This window comes from Candidatus Tenderia electrophaga (assembly GCA_001447805.1).
GTDB lineage: Bacteria > Pseudomonadota > Gammaproteobacteria > Tenderiales > Tenderiaceae > Tenderia > Tenderia electrophaga.
The window spans coordinates 2843817-2863911 of sequence record CP013099.1; the positions used below are offsets into that span (position 1 = coordinate 2843817).

Here is a 20095-nt window from a genome sequence, read left to right on the forward strand (position 1 = left end):
CCATTCCCCCTCCCCCTTGTGTTTGTTTGCGCACGGTGCGCGAGTGTTGCAGGGCAGCGTGCAACATGCAACGACGGGCATATTCGATATGCCAGTCTTGGGGGTCCTCCCTGGGGGGTCCCTTGAGGGTAATTCGAACCTCAATATCTCCCGACTGTGAGGTGTTGAAACATAGGCAACAGGTTGAATTCAATGACTGCGGCACGGTGACTGGGTTAGCGAATGACCCAACGGGAGTAAGTAGCAGGCACGAAAACTGAAACATAGACCCCGGAGTAACTACACACCCGTCCAAAAACTACAGGGGCGACTACAGGCAAAACTACACACTAAGTGATTGAAAATGAAAATAACTACAGGAACTACAGGCAAACGCGCCCGCGCACGCGGGAGAAAATATTTTTTACACGAGCGTTATAAGTAATTTGTCTCGTGCGTACGACCCCCTCTAGTGTGTAGTTCCGTAGTTTATAAGCAATATCAAAAGGTTAGTGTGTAGTTTGACTGTAGTATTGGGTGTAGTTCCTTGAAAAGTATGTAGTTCGGCAGATTTTAAAAGGGCTGAGTAATGACAAACGCACAAGCGCGCAAGATAGAACACAAACCGGTAGCCGACCTGGCGCCCTATGCCAGCAACGGCCGCTCCTACAGCAACGTCCAGGTGGCACACTTGGACCGCAGTATTCAGGAGTTCGGGTTTACCGACCCGGTATTGACCGACGCAGACAGCACCAGCATCACCGACCACGGCTGTGTCATGGCGGCGCAATGGCTGGGTTCTAACGGATGACCCACGAGAATTACGACGACGTGCTGGCACAGCTACACGCCTACGGCTTAGAGGTGGAAGCGCCCCTGGAAATCGGCGGCACCAAGCCGGCGCGCTGTTACGAGGCCGGCGGCGACCGGGAAAAGCGCGGCTGGTACTGGCTGCACGAGCTGCGCCTGGATGACGGACTATATCTGGTGGGCTCTTTCGGTGTCTTTCGCGGCGACGACCCGGGCACGCAAAAGATCGCGCTCAACAAACGCTGCCAGGACTGCGGCCAGATCATGGCCATGCGCGAGCGCAAGTGCCCCAGCTGCGGCGGCAAGAACATCAAAAAGCGCGAGCTGACCCAGGAACAACAGGCCGCCATCAAACAACGCCAGGCCGAGAACAAACGCAAGCTCGAGGCCGCGCGCAAGGTCGAGGCCGACCGCGCCGCCCAATGGGCGCATGCCGTGTGGACCCATTGCCGCGAGGCGGCACCCCGGGAACATGACTACCTGGCGCGCAAGCTGCTGAACCACACCGGCGGCGCGCGCATTTTCGACGACCATGACGGCGTCATGCTGCAAGGCGCCGAGCGGCGCGACTATGAATACCTGGCCCTGTTCCATGGCGCCCTGGTGGTGCCGATGTGCGACATCGCCACCGGCAACGTGCGCGGCCTGCAGTTCATATTGAGCCGCGAGCACCACAAAGAGCGCATCGCCAAGACCGGCCGCGACAAAGAATATTGGCCCAAGGGCATGCAAAAGGACGGCATCGCTCACTTGATCGGCGGCAGCCCCCAGGGCGTGGCCCTGGTGACCGAAGGATTCGCCACCGCCATCACGCTGCATGAGGCAAGCAACACCCCCGTCGCCATCGCCTTCGACGCCAACAGCGTGCCCAAGGTGGGCGCCGCCCTGTTCAAACAACACCGCAAGCGGATCCACCTTATTTTTTGCGCCGACGATGATTGGCTGCAAAAGTGCAGCGCGTGCAAGGCCTACACCCCGGTGGCCGAGATCAAGTGCCGCCACTGCGGCGCGGCGCACGGCAAGCACAATGCCGGGGTGGAGCGCGCCAGCGAGGCGGCGCTTGCCACCGGCGGCAGCTACATCGTGCCGCAGTTCGCCGACCCGCGGCCGGACGATAAGAAGGGCCCGACCGACTACAACGACCTGCACGCCATCGAGGGGCTGAACACCGTGCGGGCCCAGATCGAGGCGGCCCTACCCGCCGGCAGGACCGCGCCAGCGGGCGCGCCCATCGGGGGGGAGGGGGAACGGCTAAAGCCCCGTATCTCTATCGACGAGGCGGTCGCCCGCTTTGTTGGCACGTACGGCTTCGGCGGGAAAGTTCTGTACGATAAACAAGAGCGGTGTTTGTCTACCAAGGACGATGTTTGCAATCTGTTGCCGCGCCACGGCTGGGACCAATTGAAGGAGCACCCGGCCTGGGCCGTAGTGCGCCACACAGAGATCGGCTTCGACCCGTCAGAAACCGACCCAGAGATCATCTGCAACTTATGGGGCGGCTGGCCCACAACACCCGAGAAAGGGCGCTGCGAATACCTGCTCGACCTGCTGGCCCACCTATGCAGCGGCGAGGAAAACAGCGCCGAGCTATACGACTGGACATTGAAGTGGCTGGCCTATCCCATCCAGCACCCCGGCGCCAAGATGGAGTCGGCGGTGGTGGTGCATGGCCCGCAAGGCACCGGCAAGAGCCGCTTTTTTGAGGCCTACGCCAAGATATACGGCCCCTATGGCCGGGTGCTGGACCAGTCCGCCATCGAGGACAACTTCAACGCCGACTGGGCCAGTAAAAAACTATTTATTCTCGCCGACGAAGTGTTGGCCCGCGGTGATATGTATCACCTGAAGAACCGGCTTAAGGGCTTCATCACCGGCAGCACCATCCGCGTCAACACCAAGATGGTCACCGCGCACATCGAGCGCAACTGCATGAACATCGTTTTCCTGTCCAACGAAAAGATGCCGGTGGTGCTGGAAAACGACGACCGGCGCCACTGCGTGATCTGGACCCCACCCAAGTTGCCCGATGACATCTACCACGCCGTCAACGATGAGATCGACAACGGCGGCATCGAGGCCCTGCATGACTATCTGTTGCGCCTGGACCTGGGCGGCTTCAAACCTTGGAGCAAGCCCCCACTGACCAAGGCCAAGCACGAATTAATCGACCTGGGCATCGGCAGCGACGAGCGCTTTATTCGCGAATGGCTGGCGGGTGAAACACCACACCCGGTCGGCCCCTGCGCCAGCATGGATCTGTACGCGGCCTATCAACGCTGGGCACGCGCCAACGGGGAGAGCAGGCCTCGCAAGTCTAACCAGTTCTTGGGCTATGTAGCCAAGCTTGAGGGCTGGAAGATCCAGCCCAGCAAGATATGGGACAACACCCACTACACCGGCAATTACATAAGCAAGCGCATGGTGATCCCCAGCGAGACCGCCCTGGCTGCGGCGGGTATCCCAGCCCGGCCGCCGGAAAAGACAGTGGGCCAATGGTTGACTGACGGCTATGCCGAGTTTCGGCTGGCACTCGATGATGGAAGGTGAACCGCTTTTCTCAGATGCGCTGATTTCAGCGCCTTCATTAATGCAAACAAAGAGGTAATGCCATGAGTGATATCAAAGCAGCACAGAAAGAAATGAACGACGCCTACGCCGACTATGCTGAACTGAAAAAGCGTCTCAAATCTTTTGGGTCACGTCGAGAGGAAGTAAAGGAGTCAATCCCGCAGCTCACCGCCAAGATAGAAGAGGCGGAAAAACATAAACAAAAGGCCATGGCGGACTACGCAGCCGGGGTGGTTGATCAGAACGCCGTTACAGAAGCGCGGGCCATGGTTGAGTCAGCGTGCCGGGAAGAAGAGCAAGCCAACGGAATGCTGGAGGCAATTCAAGGCGAGCATCGAAAAGCGGTCGACGCCCTATATCCGGCCCGTGATCGGTGCCGAGATGCGCGCCGGCGCTATTGTCAAGCATGCGCCGAGCCCATCGAAGACCAACTAGCTGGTGATACGAAGATCAGGCGGCAGCTGCTGGATATCTTCGCTGCTGCCGCATTGGAAAACGATGTAGAGCTTGGATTTGGGCAAGGCCAGGTAGATTGGGAATTGCTGTTGACCAATACCTTCCCAGAGCCCACTAATGATGAAATCGACAAAGCGATCGAGCGCTTTGAGCGTAACCATATGCAGGATTCCAAGGAAGTGGCTGCATGAGGGTAGAAGACCGCCCGCCCTATCGTTGGCTCCGGCGGGTCGGTGCAATCGCCGACCTGCCGTCCTGGCCACGTGATCGGCGCACGCTGGCCTACCACGAGGCCGGGCATGCCGTTCTGTCTGAGCTGTGTGGCTTGGCTGTAGACGTGGCCAAGATCAACACTGAGGGAAGCAAAGGGGAAATGCGATTCGTAAAGCCTCGGCCCTGCGCAGACGTCCCTGAATTTCCTCAAGCGATGATCGAGAAGGTGGCCGTAGAGATGGCGGCCATGTATGTGGGTGGCGTTATGTGCGAGTTGCTGCTCCATGGCAGGGATTTAAAGCCGGGCACCTACCTGCTGTTGAATGATCGGGACTGGACCAATGCCAAGCGCATACTGTGGAAGGCGTTCTCAAGCCACACCCCGCTGTTCTACTGCCAGCGCCTGGCACGAGCAGTGCTCTCCGAAAACTGGACATGGGTGCGAGCCGTGGCGGCTGAGATTGAGGCTGTAGGCATTGCAGACGGCGCCACCGTCAGGCGCCTTCGAGGGGAAAGCGCGCAGGGTATCCCCGCCGATGGGGCTGAGCAGTCATTACGAATCAGAGCCCCTAGGGCGGCTGGGGCTGGGGTTGGGGCTGAAGGCCTAGGGCAATGTCAGTCTCTATGAGAGGCGCTATCGCTCAACAAGGTCGAGCGCCTGAGCGCCGTTTGATAGACCAACCATAGGAGCAACGCATGCTAGATAATCAACTACGTGTTCAAATCGTCGGCGATGACCGCGACTTAAGGGCCACGGTGCAGCGCTCCGGGCGCAACCTCAAACAATTGGGCAGTACCGGCAACCGGGCCAACCGCGAACTGGCCGACGGCGCTGAGAAGGTGCAGCGTTCATATCGGCTGGTGGCCGGGGCTATCGGCCTGGTGACGGCGGGCATCGGCGGGTTTTCGCTGGCGCAGCTGGTGGAGAATACCGTGGCCGTCACCCGCGAGACCGAGGCCTGGGCCCGCGCCGTTGGCGTCTCAACCAAGACCCTGCAAGCCTGGAACTACGCCGGGGAACAGGCCGCCCTGCAACAGGGCAAGATCGGCGATATCTTCAAGGACACCGCCGAGAAGATCGCCGACGCCTACACCACGGGCGGTGGCGAGGCCGCAGACGCCCTGGCCCAGCTCAACCTACGCGCCGCCGATCTGGTGGGGCTGTCGCCGGATCAGCAGCTGCTGGCCATCGGCAACGCCCTGAGTGACCTGGGCACCCAGGGAGAAAAGGTCAAAGTGATGGAGGACCTGGCCAGTGATGCCAGCCTATTGTTGCCCCTGCTGGATGATAACGCCAAGCATCTGCGCGCATTCATCACCGAGGCTGAAGCCAGTGGTGTGGCCCTCTCGGCCCTGGATAGTGCCGCCATCTCGGAACTGGGCAAAGAATTTGCCCAGCTCAGGGCTCAAGGTACCGGCTTCGGCAATGAATTGACCGTGGCCCTGGCCCCAGCCATCCACGGCGTTAATCAGGCGCTGACTGACATGATTGCCGGGTGGGATGGCATGGGCAACGCAGCCACCAAGTCGGTGGAAATCGCCGTGACGGGGCTGGGATTCGTGCTGGACGTCGGGCGCGAGTTGCAGACCCTGTTGAAGCTCTCCCAGGTCGGCTGGTTGCAGTTGGGCAAGGCGGGCGTGGATGCCTTGATAGGCACCGGCGAGGCGGGTATCGAATTGATCAACACTGTGCTCCAGCCGATCCGCGACTTGCTGGGGAACATTTGGGAAATTGAAGGCGAACTGGTCACCCTTGCCGGCAGGGTGACCGGCATTGATTGGATGCAGCAGTATGGTCAATTTCTACAAGATTTTTCGGCGTCGATGAAAACCTCACGCCTGGAAATGGAAGACTTCACTGCGCTGCAGGGTCGCCTGCAGCAATCCTTGGCTGGGGCCAATACCGAGTTGCAGGCCCTTATCAACAGCGACGCCCCAAGCACCGAGCTTCAGGACTGGCTGGAGAGCAACCGCGCGGAGCTGGAAAAGATCGCCGCCGAGGCCGTCGAAGCCAATGCCGCCATGACCGGCCTTGGCCAGCGTAGCGGGTCCGCCAACGACGCGTTCTATAAACGCCTATCGGCGGCGGAAAGCACCATCCAGGCGGCACGCACCGAGACTGAGAAATTCACTGACGAGATGCTGCGCCTGAACGCTCAATTCATCGCCGGGGATATCGGCGCCCAGACCTACGAGGTGGCCATCAAGCAGGCGTTCGACGGCATTGAGGCAGAGGGCACCGCCAGCTTGCAGGCCTTGATTGACGCCGTGCACGGCTGGGGCCGAGAATTTACTGACACGTTGGCCAAGTCGGTGACCACTGGAAAATTCAACTTTAAGGACCTGGCCGATTCAATTATTCAGGACCTGTTGCGCATCCAGATACAGCAAAGCATTACCGAGCCACTGCTGGCCGCCGGCGGCGATATCTTCGGCGGCCTGTTCAGCGCGGGCACCAAACACACCGGCGGTATTGTCGGCAGCGAGAACAGTGGCAGCCGCATGGTGTCGCCGGCGCTGTTCGCCGGGGCGCCGCGTTATCACACCGGCGGCATTGCCGGGGATGAGGTGCCGATCATCGCCAAGCGCGGCGAGGGTGTGTTCACGCAGGGGCAGATGCGCGCCATGGGCGGCGGCAACCAAAACGTGCGCGTGGTGATGGAGAATCGCGGCCAGCCGCAGCAGGTGAGCGACACTGATGTGAGTTTCGACGCTGAAGGCATGGTGGTGCGCATAGTCACCGACGACATGCGCCGCGGCGGGCCGATTAGCGGCACCATGAGCCGCACGTTTAACCTGCGGCGGGGTGCGTGATCTGGAACGGCCGCAAGTAGCAGCCACATGGTTTTAAGGCTTCCACCTTGACTGCAGTTGACTGTAATTAGAAATTCAGAGCTTCTATGGCGTCATTACCAAACCAGTTGCGGACCGTCTGCATAGCCACATTGGAAAGTTGCTGGGTAAAGAGAATAGTTAAACGTCTCTTCGGTCTGGAACAGGTGACATAGAAAAGGTTTCGATTGCGCTCGAAGGAATCTTGCTTGTTAGCGGGTATATTTGCTCCTTGCCCTGCCAATTCGAGCATTTCGTTGAAGTTATATCTGTTCCATCCTCGGCCTACAACGACGAGGACATTTTCGAACTCGGAACCCTTAACGCCGTGCTTGGTCTCGAATGGAGAATGGCCTGACAAGTAGCGGCATAGAGCAACGATTTCTTGATACGCAACAGCCCTAAGATCGCCGAGCTCCTTCAGCGCACGCGGCACTTCCTCACCGGCTTCCGGGTTGAGCTCACGCAATTCACGTTCAAGCCGTTCGACGGCATCAGGGAGCCTCGGACGGCGTACAGCAAGCAAATAATCCACCACGTCGCCGACCGTCCCGCGATCTCTTAACTCTATGAGTTTGCCCATGGCCTCGGACCACTTCTTTTTGTCAGCCTGGGCACGGACCGCTGGCACATTGGAACCGAGCGCACGGAACATCTCACCGTACTTCCTGGAAAGGTATGCTTCACATGCCGGCTCCAGACAGTCGGTAAAGTAGGCGATATGTGGGTGCTCCTTATTCGTGAAAGAGTCGTTGAAGGTGAAGACCGTCGGAATACTGTGATATCCCTGCTTGCTGGCAAGAACGCGATGCGTAAGCATCAAGATCTTAGTACTCTCTGGAGACAAATCCCAATTCTCTTCGGCAAGGCGATCGACGACCATCTGAAGCGCACGGTCAGCGGCCTCGGAAGGCAGATCGCCACCCCAATGACCGCCGGTTTGACGGCCCCCCTTCCATGTGTTCGTGTGAAAGATATGGACATCGCCCTGTTCGTTCGGATCAACGACATGTTGAGGCAGCTCAGGCCTCATGCGATTCAAGCAATCAACAATTGTGGAAACCGACCGGAAGTTCGCTTGCACGCCGACAACTGTCAGGCTCGGATGCTCAATTTTCCCGCATCCATCACCGTAAATTTTCTGCCAATGATCGCCGAAGAACCCGAATTGAGGGGCGCCCTCCTGTCCGAGAAAGTGGCTCTTGATAGAGTCGATCCAATCAGCGTCGGTGTCCTGATATTCGTCGATCAAAATGATTGGATACTTTTCCCTCATGATGCGCCTAAACTTGGCGTTGTCCATAAGAGTTATAGTCAAGACAATAACGTCGTCGTGATGAATAGAGACGCGACGGTCGTTGATACTTCTGTGCCCCAACTCATACTCTACAGCGCGCTCGCCGAAATCGCCGACTTCGGAAATTCTGTCCGACCAATGTCGAAGCTTCGGCAGCAGTTCCCGGAGCTGTCTTTGAAATCCGCTAATAAGAGACCAGCAGAACGCGTGGATAGTATTGCAGTAAATGAGTGGGCTCCGGTCGGTCCGTGCGACGATCTCTTCTTTCGCCACGTTGGTGAAGGTGATGCAGGCAATCTTCTGATGCCGCTGCGGAAAAGTGTGCTGATAGCGGTCAATAAGAAAATGGAGTGCCTTAACAAGCGCATAGGTTTTTCCGGCACCGGCACCAGCCTCAACGAGAAAGCTCTCCTTGCGTTCCAGGCAACCATACACGTTTGTGAGCGCGCGCTCACCAGCCTCCTTGGCTGGATTGAAGTGTCCCACAACCTCAGCCATCGTCAACACCCGCCTGGCCGGTCGTCGCATTAGTCTCCGGAGTACCGCTGGCCGCCAACCATCTCAATCCGTCGAGAATGTAACCGGGTGCTGTCCAACTTGTCTCGTCAATCGCGTATTTGAGGGCGAACTCAGACTTCTTGATATTGTCGACCTTCCGCCCTGCGCACATAGCCTGCTCGTCGGGCGTATCGCCGTCAATGCCGAACATCTCCATATTTGCCAACATGAACGAGTCCTCGAAAGTGCGGCCGCAGGGACCGCCTTGGGCTTCGGGAATTTGATAGGCGATGCGTCGGAGCCCGGCGACCTTTGAGTCGTCGTCTTTCGCGATAAGAGCTGCGGGTGAACAGTCACCACCCTCGAACCAGGTATTGAGACAGGCGTTGCTCGTGGCCACGCCCTGATGCACTGGACATGCGCCACCCCCAGCGGCGACGACGGAATCGAGGTCGGTTATGATGAGGGTACGCAACTCCAGAAAATCGAGGAGACTAAAGAATATGTGCGCATAGGCACCGCCGACTTCAATAGTCGTCATATACTGATTGGACAACTTCGGTACATCGGGTTCGGATTCCTCCAACTTTTCTATGATGACGGGCAGCAGCAGTCGCTCGCCGGTGCCTTCGATCAATACGGCCTTGTCGGCGAAAAACAGGTCACAGCGTGTCAGGATCAGGTACTGGTGGAGAAACTTTCTGTGCTCTTCCGGCGTTTTGCGCAGCCCCTCTCGTAGGTCCTTGATTTTGGTCTGGCGGACGCTATCAACGGAGGTCGGAAGGAAATACCGAATCGCCTCAAAGCCGGCCGCGTTAGCAACGTGTGAGGAGTGCGTCGATACGATAAACTGGACTGGCCAGGGCAAGGGAGCGCCTTCGTCGGCGCTGAGCTGCTGGGCGATCTTCGACACCTGACGGATAAACACTTCCTGCATCTGGGGATGCAGGTGAGCCTCGGGTTCCTCGATGAATACGAGATGGACACCGGGAGCTGACGTTTCGGCACGGAATGTTCGATAGAAGCTGACGATTTGGAGCAGGATGAAGATGAGATTTCGTACCCCGAGACCGGTATAGGACTCAGGAAGCAGGATTCCATGGTGTCCCGCATATCTGACCTTTGTATGCCGCGAAAGGAGGCGTTCGACATCGAGTGTCGTTTCAGTCTCTAGTTCGGAACCGTCAAGGCCAGGATAGCCGAACGTTCGCAATGTCGGCATCAATTTCCGCAACTCTTCTTTGAAACCTCGGTCGATCGATTGCTGAATATCGCGCACGGCCTCTTGCAGGGCTTCAGCGATGCGCTGTTCTCCCTCATTCGCAGTTGGCGCCTTCGCAGCGGTAAAGAGACCTTCCAGAATTTTTGCCAGAACGTCTGTGTCTCTCGAAGAGTCGTCGTCTAACCCACGCTGAGCGTTGACGAAACCGGTCTTCAGGAGTACCCGGAGCGCACTCACGGTCATCTGTTTTTGGTTTATTGGATCACTGGGGTCTTCGGCCCATACTCTGGCAATGAAAAGAGCGGGAACGCGATCGCGTAGCACCTGGAAGAACGCGAGCCGTTCTTTGTCGGTGAGGTCACCATCTCGCTGGTCAGCGAACAGAGAATCAATGGCGCCGTCACGCAACTCATAGCGTGCCACGACGAGTGCTTCGTTGCAGTCTGGGTTGAGATCGATGATGAAGTCACTGAGAGGGCCTAGATCAAGCTGGTCGGGGTCGTACCTAAATAGGAGACGCAACTCGATGCTCGGTAGCAAAGCGCGAACTATATCATCTTGTTCGCCTCTGTTCTTGGCCTTAAGCGCTTCGCAAAAGTCATCGTATGAGGCATTCGAGAAGTCTTCGATCTCGAACTTCGGGTTATGGTCTACGAGAAACCGACGAATGGCCTCCGAAAGCGATGTTTTGCCGCTGTTGTTGCGGCCGACGACCAGAGTCGTTTGGTCCTCAAGCACGAGCTCCACGTCGGCCAGAAGACGGAAGTTTTTAACGGTGACTTTTTGGATGTGCATATTTTGTCTTTTCTGGTCGCAAATTATGCCTCAATTAGGCAAAATCGAGGTTTTCCGTACAAGAGCTATTTACCACCGAGCTCCCGCTTCTGTTCGATTCGATTCATCTGCGCTTTTGCTAACCTGACAATATCTGTCAGATCAAATGCTGGCTACGCTATACTATTTGTGGTGCCACCAAATCCTGAGCTTGGTCACCAGATACCACGTCAGGCCCAAGAACATGAGCAGTGGCGGCCATGGACTAGCATGCTGCTCAATGCCCGTCGGCTGAGAGAAGAACCATATTGCACCGACAAGCAAGAGGAGCACGGCGCCAATGGTGTGGAGCTTTAGGCGCTTACCGGTTTCTTGGATAGTGGTAAGCGGTGTGCCAGCGGCCTGGGTTTCACGAGCGGAAGCGATGCCGATGCCGCAATTAGGACAGCTTGTTGCGGCGTCTGAGACTTTTTTCCCACATTCCGGGCAGTCGATGAGCGCCATAGTTATACCCCCTTGTTGTCGCTTATTTCCACCGCTGTGCCTACAGCGGCAATGAACAGAAACGGATCCCCTTTTCCCGTCATTTGACTATATTCCAGGCTGACACTGATGACGGCATTGGCACCCACGGCAAGAGCTTCTTGCTTTAGCTCGGTTATTACAGTCTCCCGCATCCGGCGAAGCTCTTTTTGAATGGTCTTGCTGCGCCCGCCGAAAGCATCCCGTATGCCGACCATGAGGTCTTTTACAGAATTGAGGGCAAACATGCACTCGGCGGTGATAATTCCCTTGCGGGCCTTGATGGGAAGATCAGGTGAGGGCTCGGCGGTGACCAGGACGGCGTTTAACTCTTCCTCCTGGGCCTTAAGATACTGCCTGACATCGCCGCGCTGGGCGGCTTGCTCGCACTTATAGCAGATCCCTTTTCCTTGCTCGCTGGCAACCAGGCCAACGCCACATTGCGTGCAGCTTGTGTGCATAACCCCCTCCCCTTTCTTAACCCAAGCCTATCAGCAACCTTGGCGATGGAGCAAGAAAGGCCGGAAATACAAATTATTGCGCCCTACCAAGTCACGCACTAACAATGAAGTTTGATCATGGCCATCAGATATTCACGAAAAGAAGGTGGCAATGCGGATAACCAGTTAGCACATTTAAGGTCTCCGCGAGCACTGGATTTTATTTCCCTCGGATAGGGCACTGAATCCAGGCTTCATCGCATCCATGGCATTACGCCCACGCGGAGGGCTTACCCTTCTGCTGGGGAGACACAGGCGATACTGGAACTAAATACTTGCTTCGGGCACATGCCGGGCCCGCTTTGAGGATATCTTCCTGCTCGACTCAAGCCCCTGGCGGGCTGAACAGGCAGATTGTGAGTGCATCAGGTGCTGGAGAGCGCGACATCCCCATGGACCTGAGCACAGGCCACCAAGAGAAAATGCCGCGGAAGGGGCACGCCAGTTACCCACGAGTTACCCACCAGACAATAAAAAAGGGTTACATCTCTGTAACCCTTTGATTTAATTGGCGTCCCCAAGGGGATTCGAACCCCTGTTACCGCCGTGAAAGGGCGGTGTCCTAGGCCTCTAGACGATGGGGACGTTTTTCTTAAAACGTCTTCAGGGCTAGGCCCCTGAGAAACTAATTGGTGGAGCTAGGCGGGATCGAACCGCCGACCTCTTGCATGCCATGCAAGCGCTCTCCCAGCTGAGCTATAGCCCCCGAAAGAGATGCGCATTTTACGAAGGGTGGGGATAGGCGTCAAGTACAAGTTTTAACATTTCTTCAATTTTCCCCTGAACTTAGGCTTAACCGCCGTTTTGTTCAATTTTGGCCCACGTGTCGCGCAGCGTGACAGTACGATTGAACACCGGTCGGCCGCGGGCATGGTCGGCATCGGCGCAGAAATAGCCTTGGCGCTCGAACTGAAAGGCCTCGCCGGAACGTGCCTCGGCCAGGATCGGTTCCAGCACACAGCGGGTCAGGGTGCGCAGGGAGTCGGGGTTGAGATAGTCGGTGAAATCCTTGCCCTCGCGATTAGCAGCTGCGTCCGGCGTAGGGTGGGCGAACAAACGATCGTAGAGGCGCACTTCGGCCGGGATACCGTGACGCGCCGATACCCAATGGATGACACCGCGCGGTTTGCCCACACCCTCGGGTGTCTGGCCGACGGAGTCGGGTACATAGCTGCAGTGCAGTTCGATCACTTCATCGTGTTCGTCCTTGACCACCGCGTCGCACTGGATGATGTAAGCGTTGCGCAGCCGCACCAGGCCGCCCTTGACCAGACGTTTGAACTTCTTGTTGGCCTGTTCGCGGAAGTCTTCGCGCTCGATGTAGATCTCATTACAAAACGGCGTCTTGCGCGTACCCATGGACGCGTCCTGGGGATGGTTGGGTGAGTCCAGCCGTTCTTCTTTATCTGCCGGGTAGTTTGTGATCACCAACTTGAGCGGATCGAGCACGCCCATGCGCCGCGGCGCCTTGACGTTAAGTTCGTCGCGCACCGTGTTCTCCAGTAATTCCATCTCCACCGTGCCCTCGCTCTTGGTGACGCCGATGCGATGGCAGAACTGGCGCAGGGCGGCGGGCGGATAGCCGCGCCGGCGCATGCCGGCGATGGTGGGCATACGCGGGTCGTCCCAACCTTCGACGAAGCCCTCGCTTACCAAACGGGTGAGCTTACGCTTACTCATGACGCTGTATTCGAGATTGAGGCGCGAGAATTCGATCTGCTGCGGATGGCAGTCGATGCCGATGTTGTCCAACACCCAGTCGTAGAGCGGGCGGTGATCCTCGAACTCCAGGGTACAGAGCGAGTGGGTGATGCCCTCCAGCGCGTCGCTGATGGGATGGGTGTAGTCGTACATGGGATAGATGCACCAGGCCTCGCCGGTCTGGTGATGAATGACGCCGTGGCGGATGCGGTATAAAGTCGGGTCGCGCAGGTTCATATTGGGCGCCGCCATGTCGATCTTGGCGCGCAGCACCTTGGCACCGTCTTCGAATTCGCCGTTCTTCATGCGTTCGAACTGGTCCAGATTCTCGTCCACCGAGCGGTTACGATAAGGACTCTCTTTGCCCGGCTCGGTGAGGGTGCCGCGGTATTCGCGCGTCTGCTCGGCCGTCAGTTCGCAGACATAGGCCTTGCCCGCCTTGATCAACTCGACGGCGAACTGGTACAGCTGGTCGAAGTAGTTGGAGGCGAAATAGAGGCCGGCCCATTCATAGCCCAGCCAGCGCACGTCCTGTTTGATGGACTCGACGAACTCGGTGTCTTCCTTGTGCGGATTGGTGTCGTCGAAGCGCAGATTGCAGCGGCCGTTGTAATCCTGGGCGATGCCGAAGTTGAGCACGATGGACTTGGCGTGGCCGATATGCAGATAACCGTTGGGCTCGGGCGGAAAACGGGTGACGATAGTGGTGTGTTTGCCCGTCGCCAAATCCTCGTCGATGATCTGGCGGATAAAGTTGCTTGGGGTATTGGTTTCGCTCATCCTGCCTCTATTCCTAAATTAACCGGTAAGCGCCGAGCGCCTATGCATGCCCTTTGATAAACGCGATCGCCTTGTCGAAGCGGCGCACACAGGCGTCTTTGCCGACCAGGAAGAGTACCAAATCCAGATCCGGCGACGCAGCGCCGCCGGTGACCGCCAGACGCGCCGGCATGCCGACCTTGCCGAAGCCGACCCCCAGCGTGTCCACGACGTGTTGCAGCGTGGCGTGGATCGACGCGCGCGTCCACTCGCTCATGGCCGCCATGGCATCGCGCAACTCGGCCAGTACCGTCGCGGCGTCACCGGCGAAGGCCTTCTTGGCCGACTTGGCATTGTATTCTTCCGGATCACGATAATAAAAGGCGCAGACCTGGGCCAGCTCCACCAGGGTCTTGGCCTTTTCCCGTTGCGCCTCCACCACGGCGATGATGTCCGGCCCCTCGCTGGGATCGATTTCCAAGCTGCCCAGGTGATAGCTCAGATGATGGGCCACGTGGGCCGGATCGCTGTTCATCAGGTACTGGTGGTTGAGCCAGCGCAACTTTTCCGGGTTGAACGTAGCGGCCGCCTTATTGCAGTTGTCCAGATCGAACAGCTCGATCATCTCGCCGACGGAGAACACCTCCTGGTCGCCATGGGACCATCCCAGCCGCACTAGGTAGTTCAGCACCGCCTCGGGCAGGTAGCCCTCCTCGCGATACTGCATCACACTCACCGCGCCGTGGCGCTTTGACAGACGCTTGCCGTCGTCGCCCAGGATCATCGGCAGGTGGGCGTACTTGGGTGGCTCGATGCCCAGTGTCTTGAGAATGTTGATCTGCCGCGGCGTGTTATTGAGGTGGTCGTCGCCGCGGATGACATAATCAATCTCCATGTCGGCGTCATCCACCACCACGGTGAGGTTGTAGGTAGGCGAGCCGTCAGGCCGGGCGATCACCAGGTCGTCGAGTTCGGCGTTGCTGATCACCACCCGACCCTTGACCAAGTCGTCGATCACCACCGCGCCCTCCGTCGGGTTCTTGAAACGCACCACCGGCTCCACCCCATCGCGCGGCGCCGTACGATGGCGGCAACGACCGTCATAACGCGGCTTTTGCTTCTTGGCCATCTGTTCCTCGCGCATGGCCTCCAGCTCTTCCTTGCTGCAGTAGCAATGATAGGCATGGCCCTGGTCGAAAAGCTGCTGGATCACCTCTTTGTAGCGCGGATAGCGCTCGGTCTGATAAAACGGCCCCTCGTCGTATTCCAACCCCAGCCAGGTCATACCCTCGAGAATGGCATTGACCGATTCGGCAGTGGAGCGCTCCAGGTCGGTGTCCTCGATGCGCAGCACGAAGCGCCCGCCGTGTTTGCGGGCGTAAAGCCAGGAGAATAGCGCCGTGCGGGCGCCGCCGATGTGCAGATAGCCGGTAGGGCTGGGGGCGAAACGGGTGCGTACCGTCATTATGTTTCCCTAAAGCTGTGGTGAAAACGCAAAGACGACTATTTTAACAAACCGCCTGCCAAGCGGTGAAAAAATTCATAACCCGCGATAAGCCGAACACAAAAAAGGCGCCGCCTGTTCAGGCAGCGCCTTGGGTTGGGATCAGCAGTCTAAATCAGCGGCCGAGGACGTCGTTGCGGGTACTTTCGGCAATCGCCGCGGCCTCGGTAATCAAGTCATCCGGCACACCCAGTTCTTTCAAGGTGGCGCCCAGATTTTCCATGACCGCGTCGAAGTGCGAATCATCCAGGCCCTTGGCCACCAGATGGGCGTGGGCGGCGCGCATATCCTTGCCGCTGTAATGGGCCGGGCCGCCGAAGGCGAAGGTCAGAAAGGCCTTCTGCTTGGCACGTTGTTTGTCCATATCCACCGTTTCGAAAAACTGGTTGATGCGGTCATCGGCCAGCACCTTGCGGTAAAACACGTCGACGGCGGCGTCCACGGCCGGCTCACCGCCGATACGCTCGTACAGGCTTTTATCTGCGCTCATGGCCGCCTTCTCTTCCTCGGTATAACCGGCCAGTACGTCGCCGCGCACACTCTCGGCGATAGCGGCCGCTTCGCCGATCAAGTCATCCGGCACACCCAGCTCTTTCAGCGTGGCGCCCAGGTTTTCCATCACGGCGTCGAAATGACCGGCGTTCAAGCCGCGTTCCACCAGGTGGGCGTGGCCCAGGCGCATATCTTTGCCGCTGTAATGGGCCGGACCGCCGAAGGCGAAGGTCAAAAAGGCCTTCTGCTTGGCGCGTTGTTTGTCCATATCCACCGTTTCGAAAAACTGGTTGATGCGGTCATCGGCCAGCACCTTGCGGTAAAACACGTCGACGGCGGCCTCCACGGCCGGCTCACCGCCGATACGCTCGTACAAGGGCGCTTTGGCCGCGGGCGCCGGCTCAGCACCGCCAAACATCTTTTTTAACCACCCGAACATGTTCTCTCCTCCTCGTCTCGATCAAGGCAAATCGTGTAAAGCGATGATAGTACCCATCATAACATGTACTGTAAATATATTTTTTAACCGACTGACGCAGTCGGGTATTGACGGAAGTACAACGGAAGCGACGGGTTACTGGGTTTCGACACGGTGGCGCATGCGCACAAAATCGGAATGGGTGACGTAGATCAGGTCACTGATCTTGCGGATCAGGTGTTCCTCGTATTTGTCCTTGTCCAGGTCGGCGTAGCAGACCCGCCACAACAACTCGACGATCTTAAGCTTTTGTTCATAATCGAAATGGTCGTTCACCAGACGGGTAAATTCGTAAAGCGAGGTGGCGTCATCGATCTCGCTCTCGGCCAATTCGACGATTTCGCGTGTCTCCTGATGAGACAGGGAAAACATATGCTCAACGGCATTCACCACGGCCTCGCGCTCCTCGGCATTGATATGAAAATCGGCGCGCGACACCTCGACCAGCAGGGACGCAGTGGCCAGTTGTAGCGCCCGCTCGGGCAACTCGCCGTGACGCTCGCCACTCACCGATTTGATGTTTTGATCAAAGAACCGACGTACGCTTTTTAGCATCGACCTACACTCAATCGATTGCGTTGAGGGTGACGGAATCCACGCCCGAGCCGGGCGACAACAGCTGCACGATGTCACCATAGCCGGCATCGGCAGCCATGTCTTGGGCGCTTTCGCCGTCGGAGTTGTGGATGTTGGTTTGGGCGCCGGCCTGCAGCAGTTGCACCACCACCTTGTCGTGACCGGCGCGGGCCGCGAACATCAGCGCCGTCATGCCGGTGCTGGCGCCGGCCTGCACTTCGCGGGCATAGCCCAGTTCGGGCTCTTCGATGGCGTTGACATTGGCATTGTGCTGCAGCAAGTCGGCGACGATACGGTGGTTACCGGTTTTGGCCGCCTCCATCAAGGGACTCAGGCCGGCCAGGCTTTCGATACTGACATCGGCACCGTGTGCCAGCAGCAACTCCACTAGGTGGCGACGGCCGTTTTCCACCGCCACGTAGAGTGGCGTCTTACCCATAAAACCGCGATAATCCACCTCGGCGCCGGCCTCGATCAAGGCCCGTGCGACCTCTTCATGGCCCTTCTCCACCGCCACGATCAACGCGCTGTCCTTGCCCATGGATTGTTTTGCCATGGCCATGCGGTTGCGCCGATTGTCCTGTTCCCGGGCGTTGGGATCGGCGCCGTGCTCGAGCAACAACCGCGCCACCTGAACATCCCCGCCAGCGGCGGCCACCAATAACGGCGTCTCACCATGGCGGTTGGCCAGACCCACTTGCGCGCCATGCTCGAGCAGAAAGCGGACGATGTCCTGATGCCGCTGGCGCACGGCGGCGTGCAGGGCGGAATCACTGCGCGCGGCGGCCTCCATCAAGTCGCGCTCACGCAAGGGGGCGTGGGATTTGGACAGCGCAAACTGGCTCAATCCGGCGGGCAAGAAATTGATTTCCGCCCCACCCGCAACCAGCGCCTCGACCGTTTCCAGACGGCCTTCATAGGCCGCTGCCAGCAAGGGCAGAATGCCGTTATTATTGGCGGAGTTGGGGTCGGCCGAGCCGTCACCCAACAACTGTTTCACCTTAACCACGTCACCAATGCGTGCCGCCTTGAGCAGGCTCTCGTCGGCATCCAGGCCGGCGTAGACCTGTTCATCCTTGGCGCCGGCCTGTTTCAGCACCGCGATGAGCTTGGCGTCATCGGTGGTACGGGCATAGTTGAGCGCCGCCTCGCCGTGGTTGCTGGTAAGATTGGGATCGGCGCCGTTCTGCAATAACAACTGCGCCATAGAGACCCAATCGACCGGCTCGCGGGTCAGACCGTGGGTCGCTGCATACATCAAGGGCGTGAAGCCGCTGTTGTCGAAATTGGGGCGTACCGTGTTGCGTAGGTTGGGATTGGCGCCGCCGTTGAGCAGCACCTTGGCGGTATCGTAATGGCCGTACCGAACCGCCATGTGCAGGGCGGTTTCGCCTTCATTGTTGCGGGCGTTGACGGCGGCGCCCTGTTTAATCAGCTGATGCGCCAATTGGTAATCGCCCTTGGTCGCCGCCCCCATGAGGGCCGTGATGTCTTTATTATTGGCTTCGTCGACGTCGGCGCCGCGGGCCAGCAGCAACAGCGCCATTTGTTTCTGACCGCTGCTGGCCGCGGCGATCAAGGCGGTGTTGCCGTAGGCGTCCTTGGCGTCCACGTCCATGCCGCCGTCGAGCAGATAGGTCACCGCCTCGGTCTGACCGTAGCGGGCGCCCAGCACCAAGCGTTCCGGAGACGCATCGACCAAGGGCGAGTCGCCGTCGTCCTCGGTTGCCGAGGCGTGTGCTTGCATCGCGGCCACCGGCGTGGGTGTCGGCGCCGCCGTGGCTTCGGGGGCCGGGTCGGCACTGTTGACACTGGCGGTCTGTGAACCACTGCAGGCCGTCAGCGCCAGGCTGAGCGCGCCGCTGCACAACAGCACGGCGATCAATTTGAAAGGCTTGAATGTGTCTTGTTGCATGGTATTTCCCCCCTGATCCGAGCCAGGTGCGCTGCCGTAGTGACTAAGGTGATGCCGGTTCATCCGTGAGGGGCGGCGTCAATCAACGATTGCAACCACGTGTTTATCCTTATAATTATCAGACCTACTCATAGTAGCACATAGGCAATAAGCCGATATGGCGCGACCTGCCGCGCGCAGCGTTTAATACCTGACATTATTACAACAGTATAGCCATATGCGATCGAGATCAAATGTAAGGCGGGGTAAAGGCCCGGCCGCGACGCAGGCCTAAGATTCGAGTTCACGCCACAGCGGCACCCCGCCGCTGGCGTGCTCGAGCTTGTCGAGATACTCGGCATGGGCGACAAGCTCGTCGTCGGCCGCCCGGATGACCCGCAGTTGGGCCCGGTTCGGCGTCAGCGGCGCGCGCACCTGCTTGTCTTGCGTTCCCGCACCGGCCTCGGTTTCGGCATCCAACAGCAGAGAGGTCTGACCGCCGGTCATGGCCAGGTAGAGGTCGGCCAGGATCTCCGAGTCGAGCAAGGCGCCGTGCAAGGTGCGACTGGAATTGTCGATGTCGTAGCGCCGGCACAGGGCATCCAAGCTATTGCGCTGTCCCGGATGCAGTTCACGCGCCATCAGCAAGGTGTCGAGCACCTGGCAGTGGTCGGTCACCTGGCCCCAGTCGGCGCCCAAACGCACGAATTCATGGTTGATGAAACCGACGTCGAAGGGCGCGTTGTGAATGATCAGTTCGGCGCCGCGAATAAACTCGAGAAACTCCCCGGCCACGTCGGCGAAGCGCGGCTTGTCGGCCAGGAACTCGTTGGTGATGCCGTGCACCTCGATGGCGCTGTCGTCGATATCGCGATCCGGCTGCAGGTATTGGTGATAGTGATTGCCGCTGAGGCGGCGGTTGATCAGTTCAACACAACCGATTTCGATAATACGATGGCCCTCGGCGGGTTCCAGGCCGGTGGTTTCCGTGTCGAGTACAATCTGTCGCATGCTGATTCC

General features: G+C 58.5%; 15 protein-coding genes, 2 tRNA genes and 1 pseudogene. 5 read left to right on the plus strand and 13 right to left on the minus strand.

All coding sequences use genetic code 11. From position 1 onward, the window contains the following. Positions 1–568: 568 nt before the first annotated feature. From Tel_13025 to Tel_13045, 5 genes are all read left to right on the plus strand, one after another. Positions 569–790: a hypothetical protein gene (locus Tel_13025; protein ALP53983.1), complete on the plus strand. Its 222-nt coding sequence runs from the start codon at positions 569–571 to the stop codon at positions 788–790. Next, a complete protein-coding gene (locus Tel_13030) occupies positions 787–3336 on the plus strand; it encodes a hypothetical protein (GenBank protein ID ALP53984.1) in 2550 nt (849 codons plus the stop codon). The genes Tel_13025 and Tel_13030 overlap by 4 nt, the downstream gene beginning before the upstream one ends. 62 nt (positions 3337–3398) lie before the next feature. Beyond that, positions 3399–4004, plus strand: coding sequence for a hypothetical protein (locus Tel_13035; protein ID ALP53985.1), 606 nt, complete (start codon positions 3399–3401; stop codon positions 4002–4004). Further along, positions 4001–4654: a hypothetical protein gene (locus Tel_13040; protein ALP53986.1), complete on the plus strand. Its 654-nt coding sequence runs from the start codon at positions 4001–4003 to the stop codon at positions 4652–4654. Before Tel_13035 ends, Tel_13040 begins: the two co-directional genes overlap by 4 nt. A 68-nt stretch (positions 4655–4722) precedes the next feature. Beyond that, positions 4723–6840: a hypothetical protein gene (locus Tel_13045; GenBank protein ALP53987.1), complete on the plus strand. Its 2118-nt coding sequence runs from the start codon at positions 4723–4725 to the stop codon at positions 6838–6840. A 67-nt stretch (positions 6841–6907) separates the two neighbouring features. Here Tel_13045 and Tel_13050 read toward each other — a convergent pair whose 3' ends face one another. The 13 genes and pseudogenes from Tel_13050 to Tel_13110 form a co-directional block, all read right to left on the minus strand. Next, on the minus strand, positions 6908–8653 hold the full coding sequence (locus Tel_13050) for a DNA helicase II (protein ID ALP53988.1): 1746 nt from the start codon (positions 8651–8653) through the stop codon (positions 6908–6910). Beyond that, entirely contained in the window at positions 8646–10670 is a 2025-nt protein-coding gene (locus tag Tel_13055) for an ATP-dependent endonuclease (GenBank protein ID ALP53989.1), read from the minus strand. Before Tel_13055 ends, Tel_13050 begins: the two co-directional genes overlap by 8 nt. A 162-nt stretch (positions 10671–10832) precedes the next feature. Further along, positions 10833–11153, minus strand: a complete 321-nt coding sequence (locus Tel_13060) for a hypothetical protein (protein ID ALP53990.1) — start codon at positions 11151–11153, stop codon at positions 10833–10835. Positions 11154–11155: 2 nt separating this feature from the next. Continuing rightward, positions 11156–11488 (minus strand): hypothetical protein, encoded by a 333-nt coding sequence (locus Tel_13065; protein ALP54871.1) that lies wholly within the window; start codon positions 11486–11488, stop codon positions 11156–11158. A 692-nt stretch (positions 11489–12180) separates the two neighbouring features. Next, positions 12181–12256: transfer RNA gene (locus Tel_13070), tRNA-Glu, on the minus strand. 45 nt (positions 12257–12301) lie between these two features. After that, positions 12302–12377 (minus strand) — tRNA-Ala (locus Tel_13075). Positions 12378–12463: 86 nt separating this feature from the next. Beyond that, complete coding sequence (locus Tel_13080) at positions 12464–14152, minus strand: glutamine--tRNA ligase (GenBank protein ALP53991.1); 1689 nt, start codon at positions 14150–14152, stop codon at positions 12464–12466. Positions 14153–14192: 40 nt separating this feature from the next. Then, a complete protein-coding gene (locus Tel_13085; protein ID ALP53992.1) occupies positions 14193–15596 on the minus strand; it encodes a glutamyl-Q tRNA(Asp) ligase in 1404 nt (467 codons plus the stop codon). 154 nt (positions 15597–15750) lie between these two features. Next, positions 15751–16125: a globin gene (locus Tel_13090; GenBank protein ID ALP54872.1), complete on the minus strand. Its 375-nt coding sequence runs from the start codon at positions 16123–16125 to the stop codon at positions 15751–15753. Between the two features lie 30 nt (positions 16126–16155). Then, positions 16156–16545 (minus strand): annotated as a pseudogene (locus Tel_13095) (hypothetical protein). Between the two features lie 156 nt (positions 16546–16701). Beyond that, positions 16702–17160, minus strand: coding sequence for a hypothetical protein (locus tag Tel_13100; protein ALP53993.1), 459 nt, complete (start codon positions 17158–17160; stop codon positions 16702–16704). Positions 17161–17170: 10 nt separating this feature from the next. Continuing rightward, positions 17171–19096, minus strand: a complete 1926-nt coding sequence (locus tag Tel_13105) for a hypothetical protein (GenBank protein ID ALP53994.1) — start codon at positions 19094–19096, stop codon at positions 17171–17173. A gap of 270 nt (positions 19097–19366) precedes the next feature. Next, complete coding sequence (locus Tel_13110; GenBank protein ALP53995.1) at positions 19367–20086, minus strand: DNA polymerase III subunit epsilon; 720 nt, start codon at positions 20084–20086, stop codon at positions 19367–19369. Positions 20087–20095 lie beyond the last annotated feature (9 nt).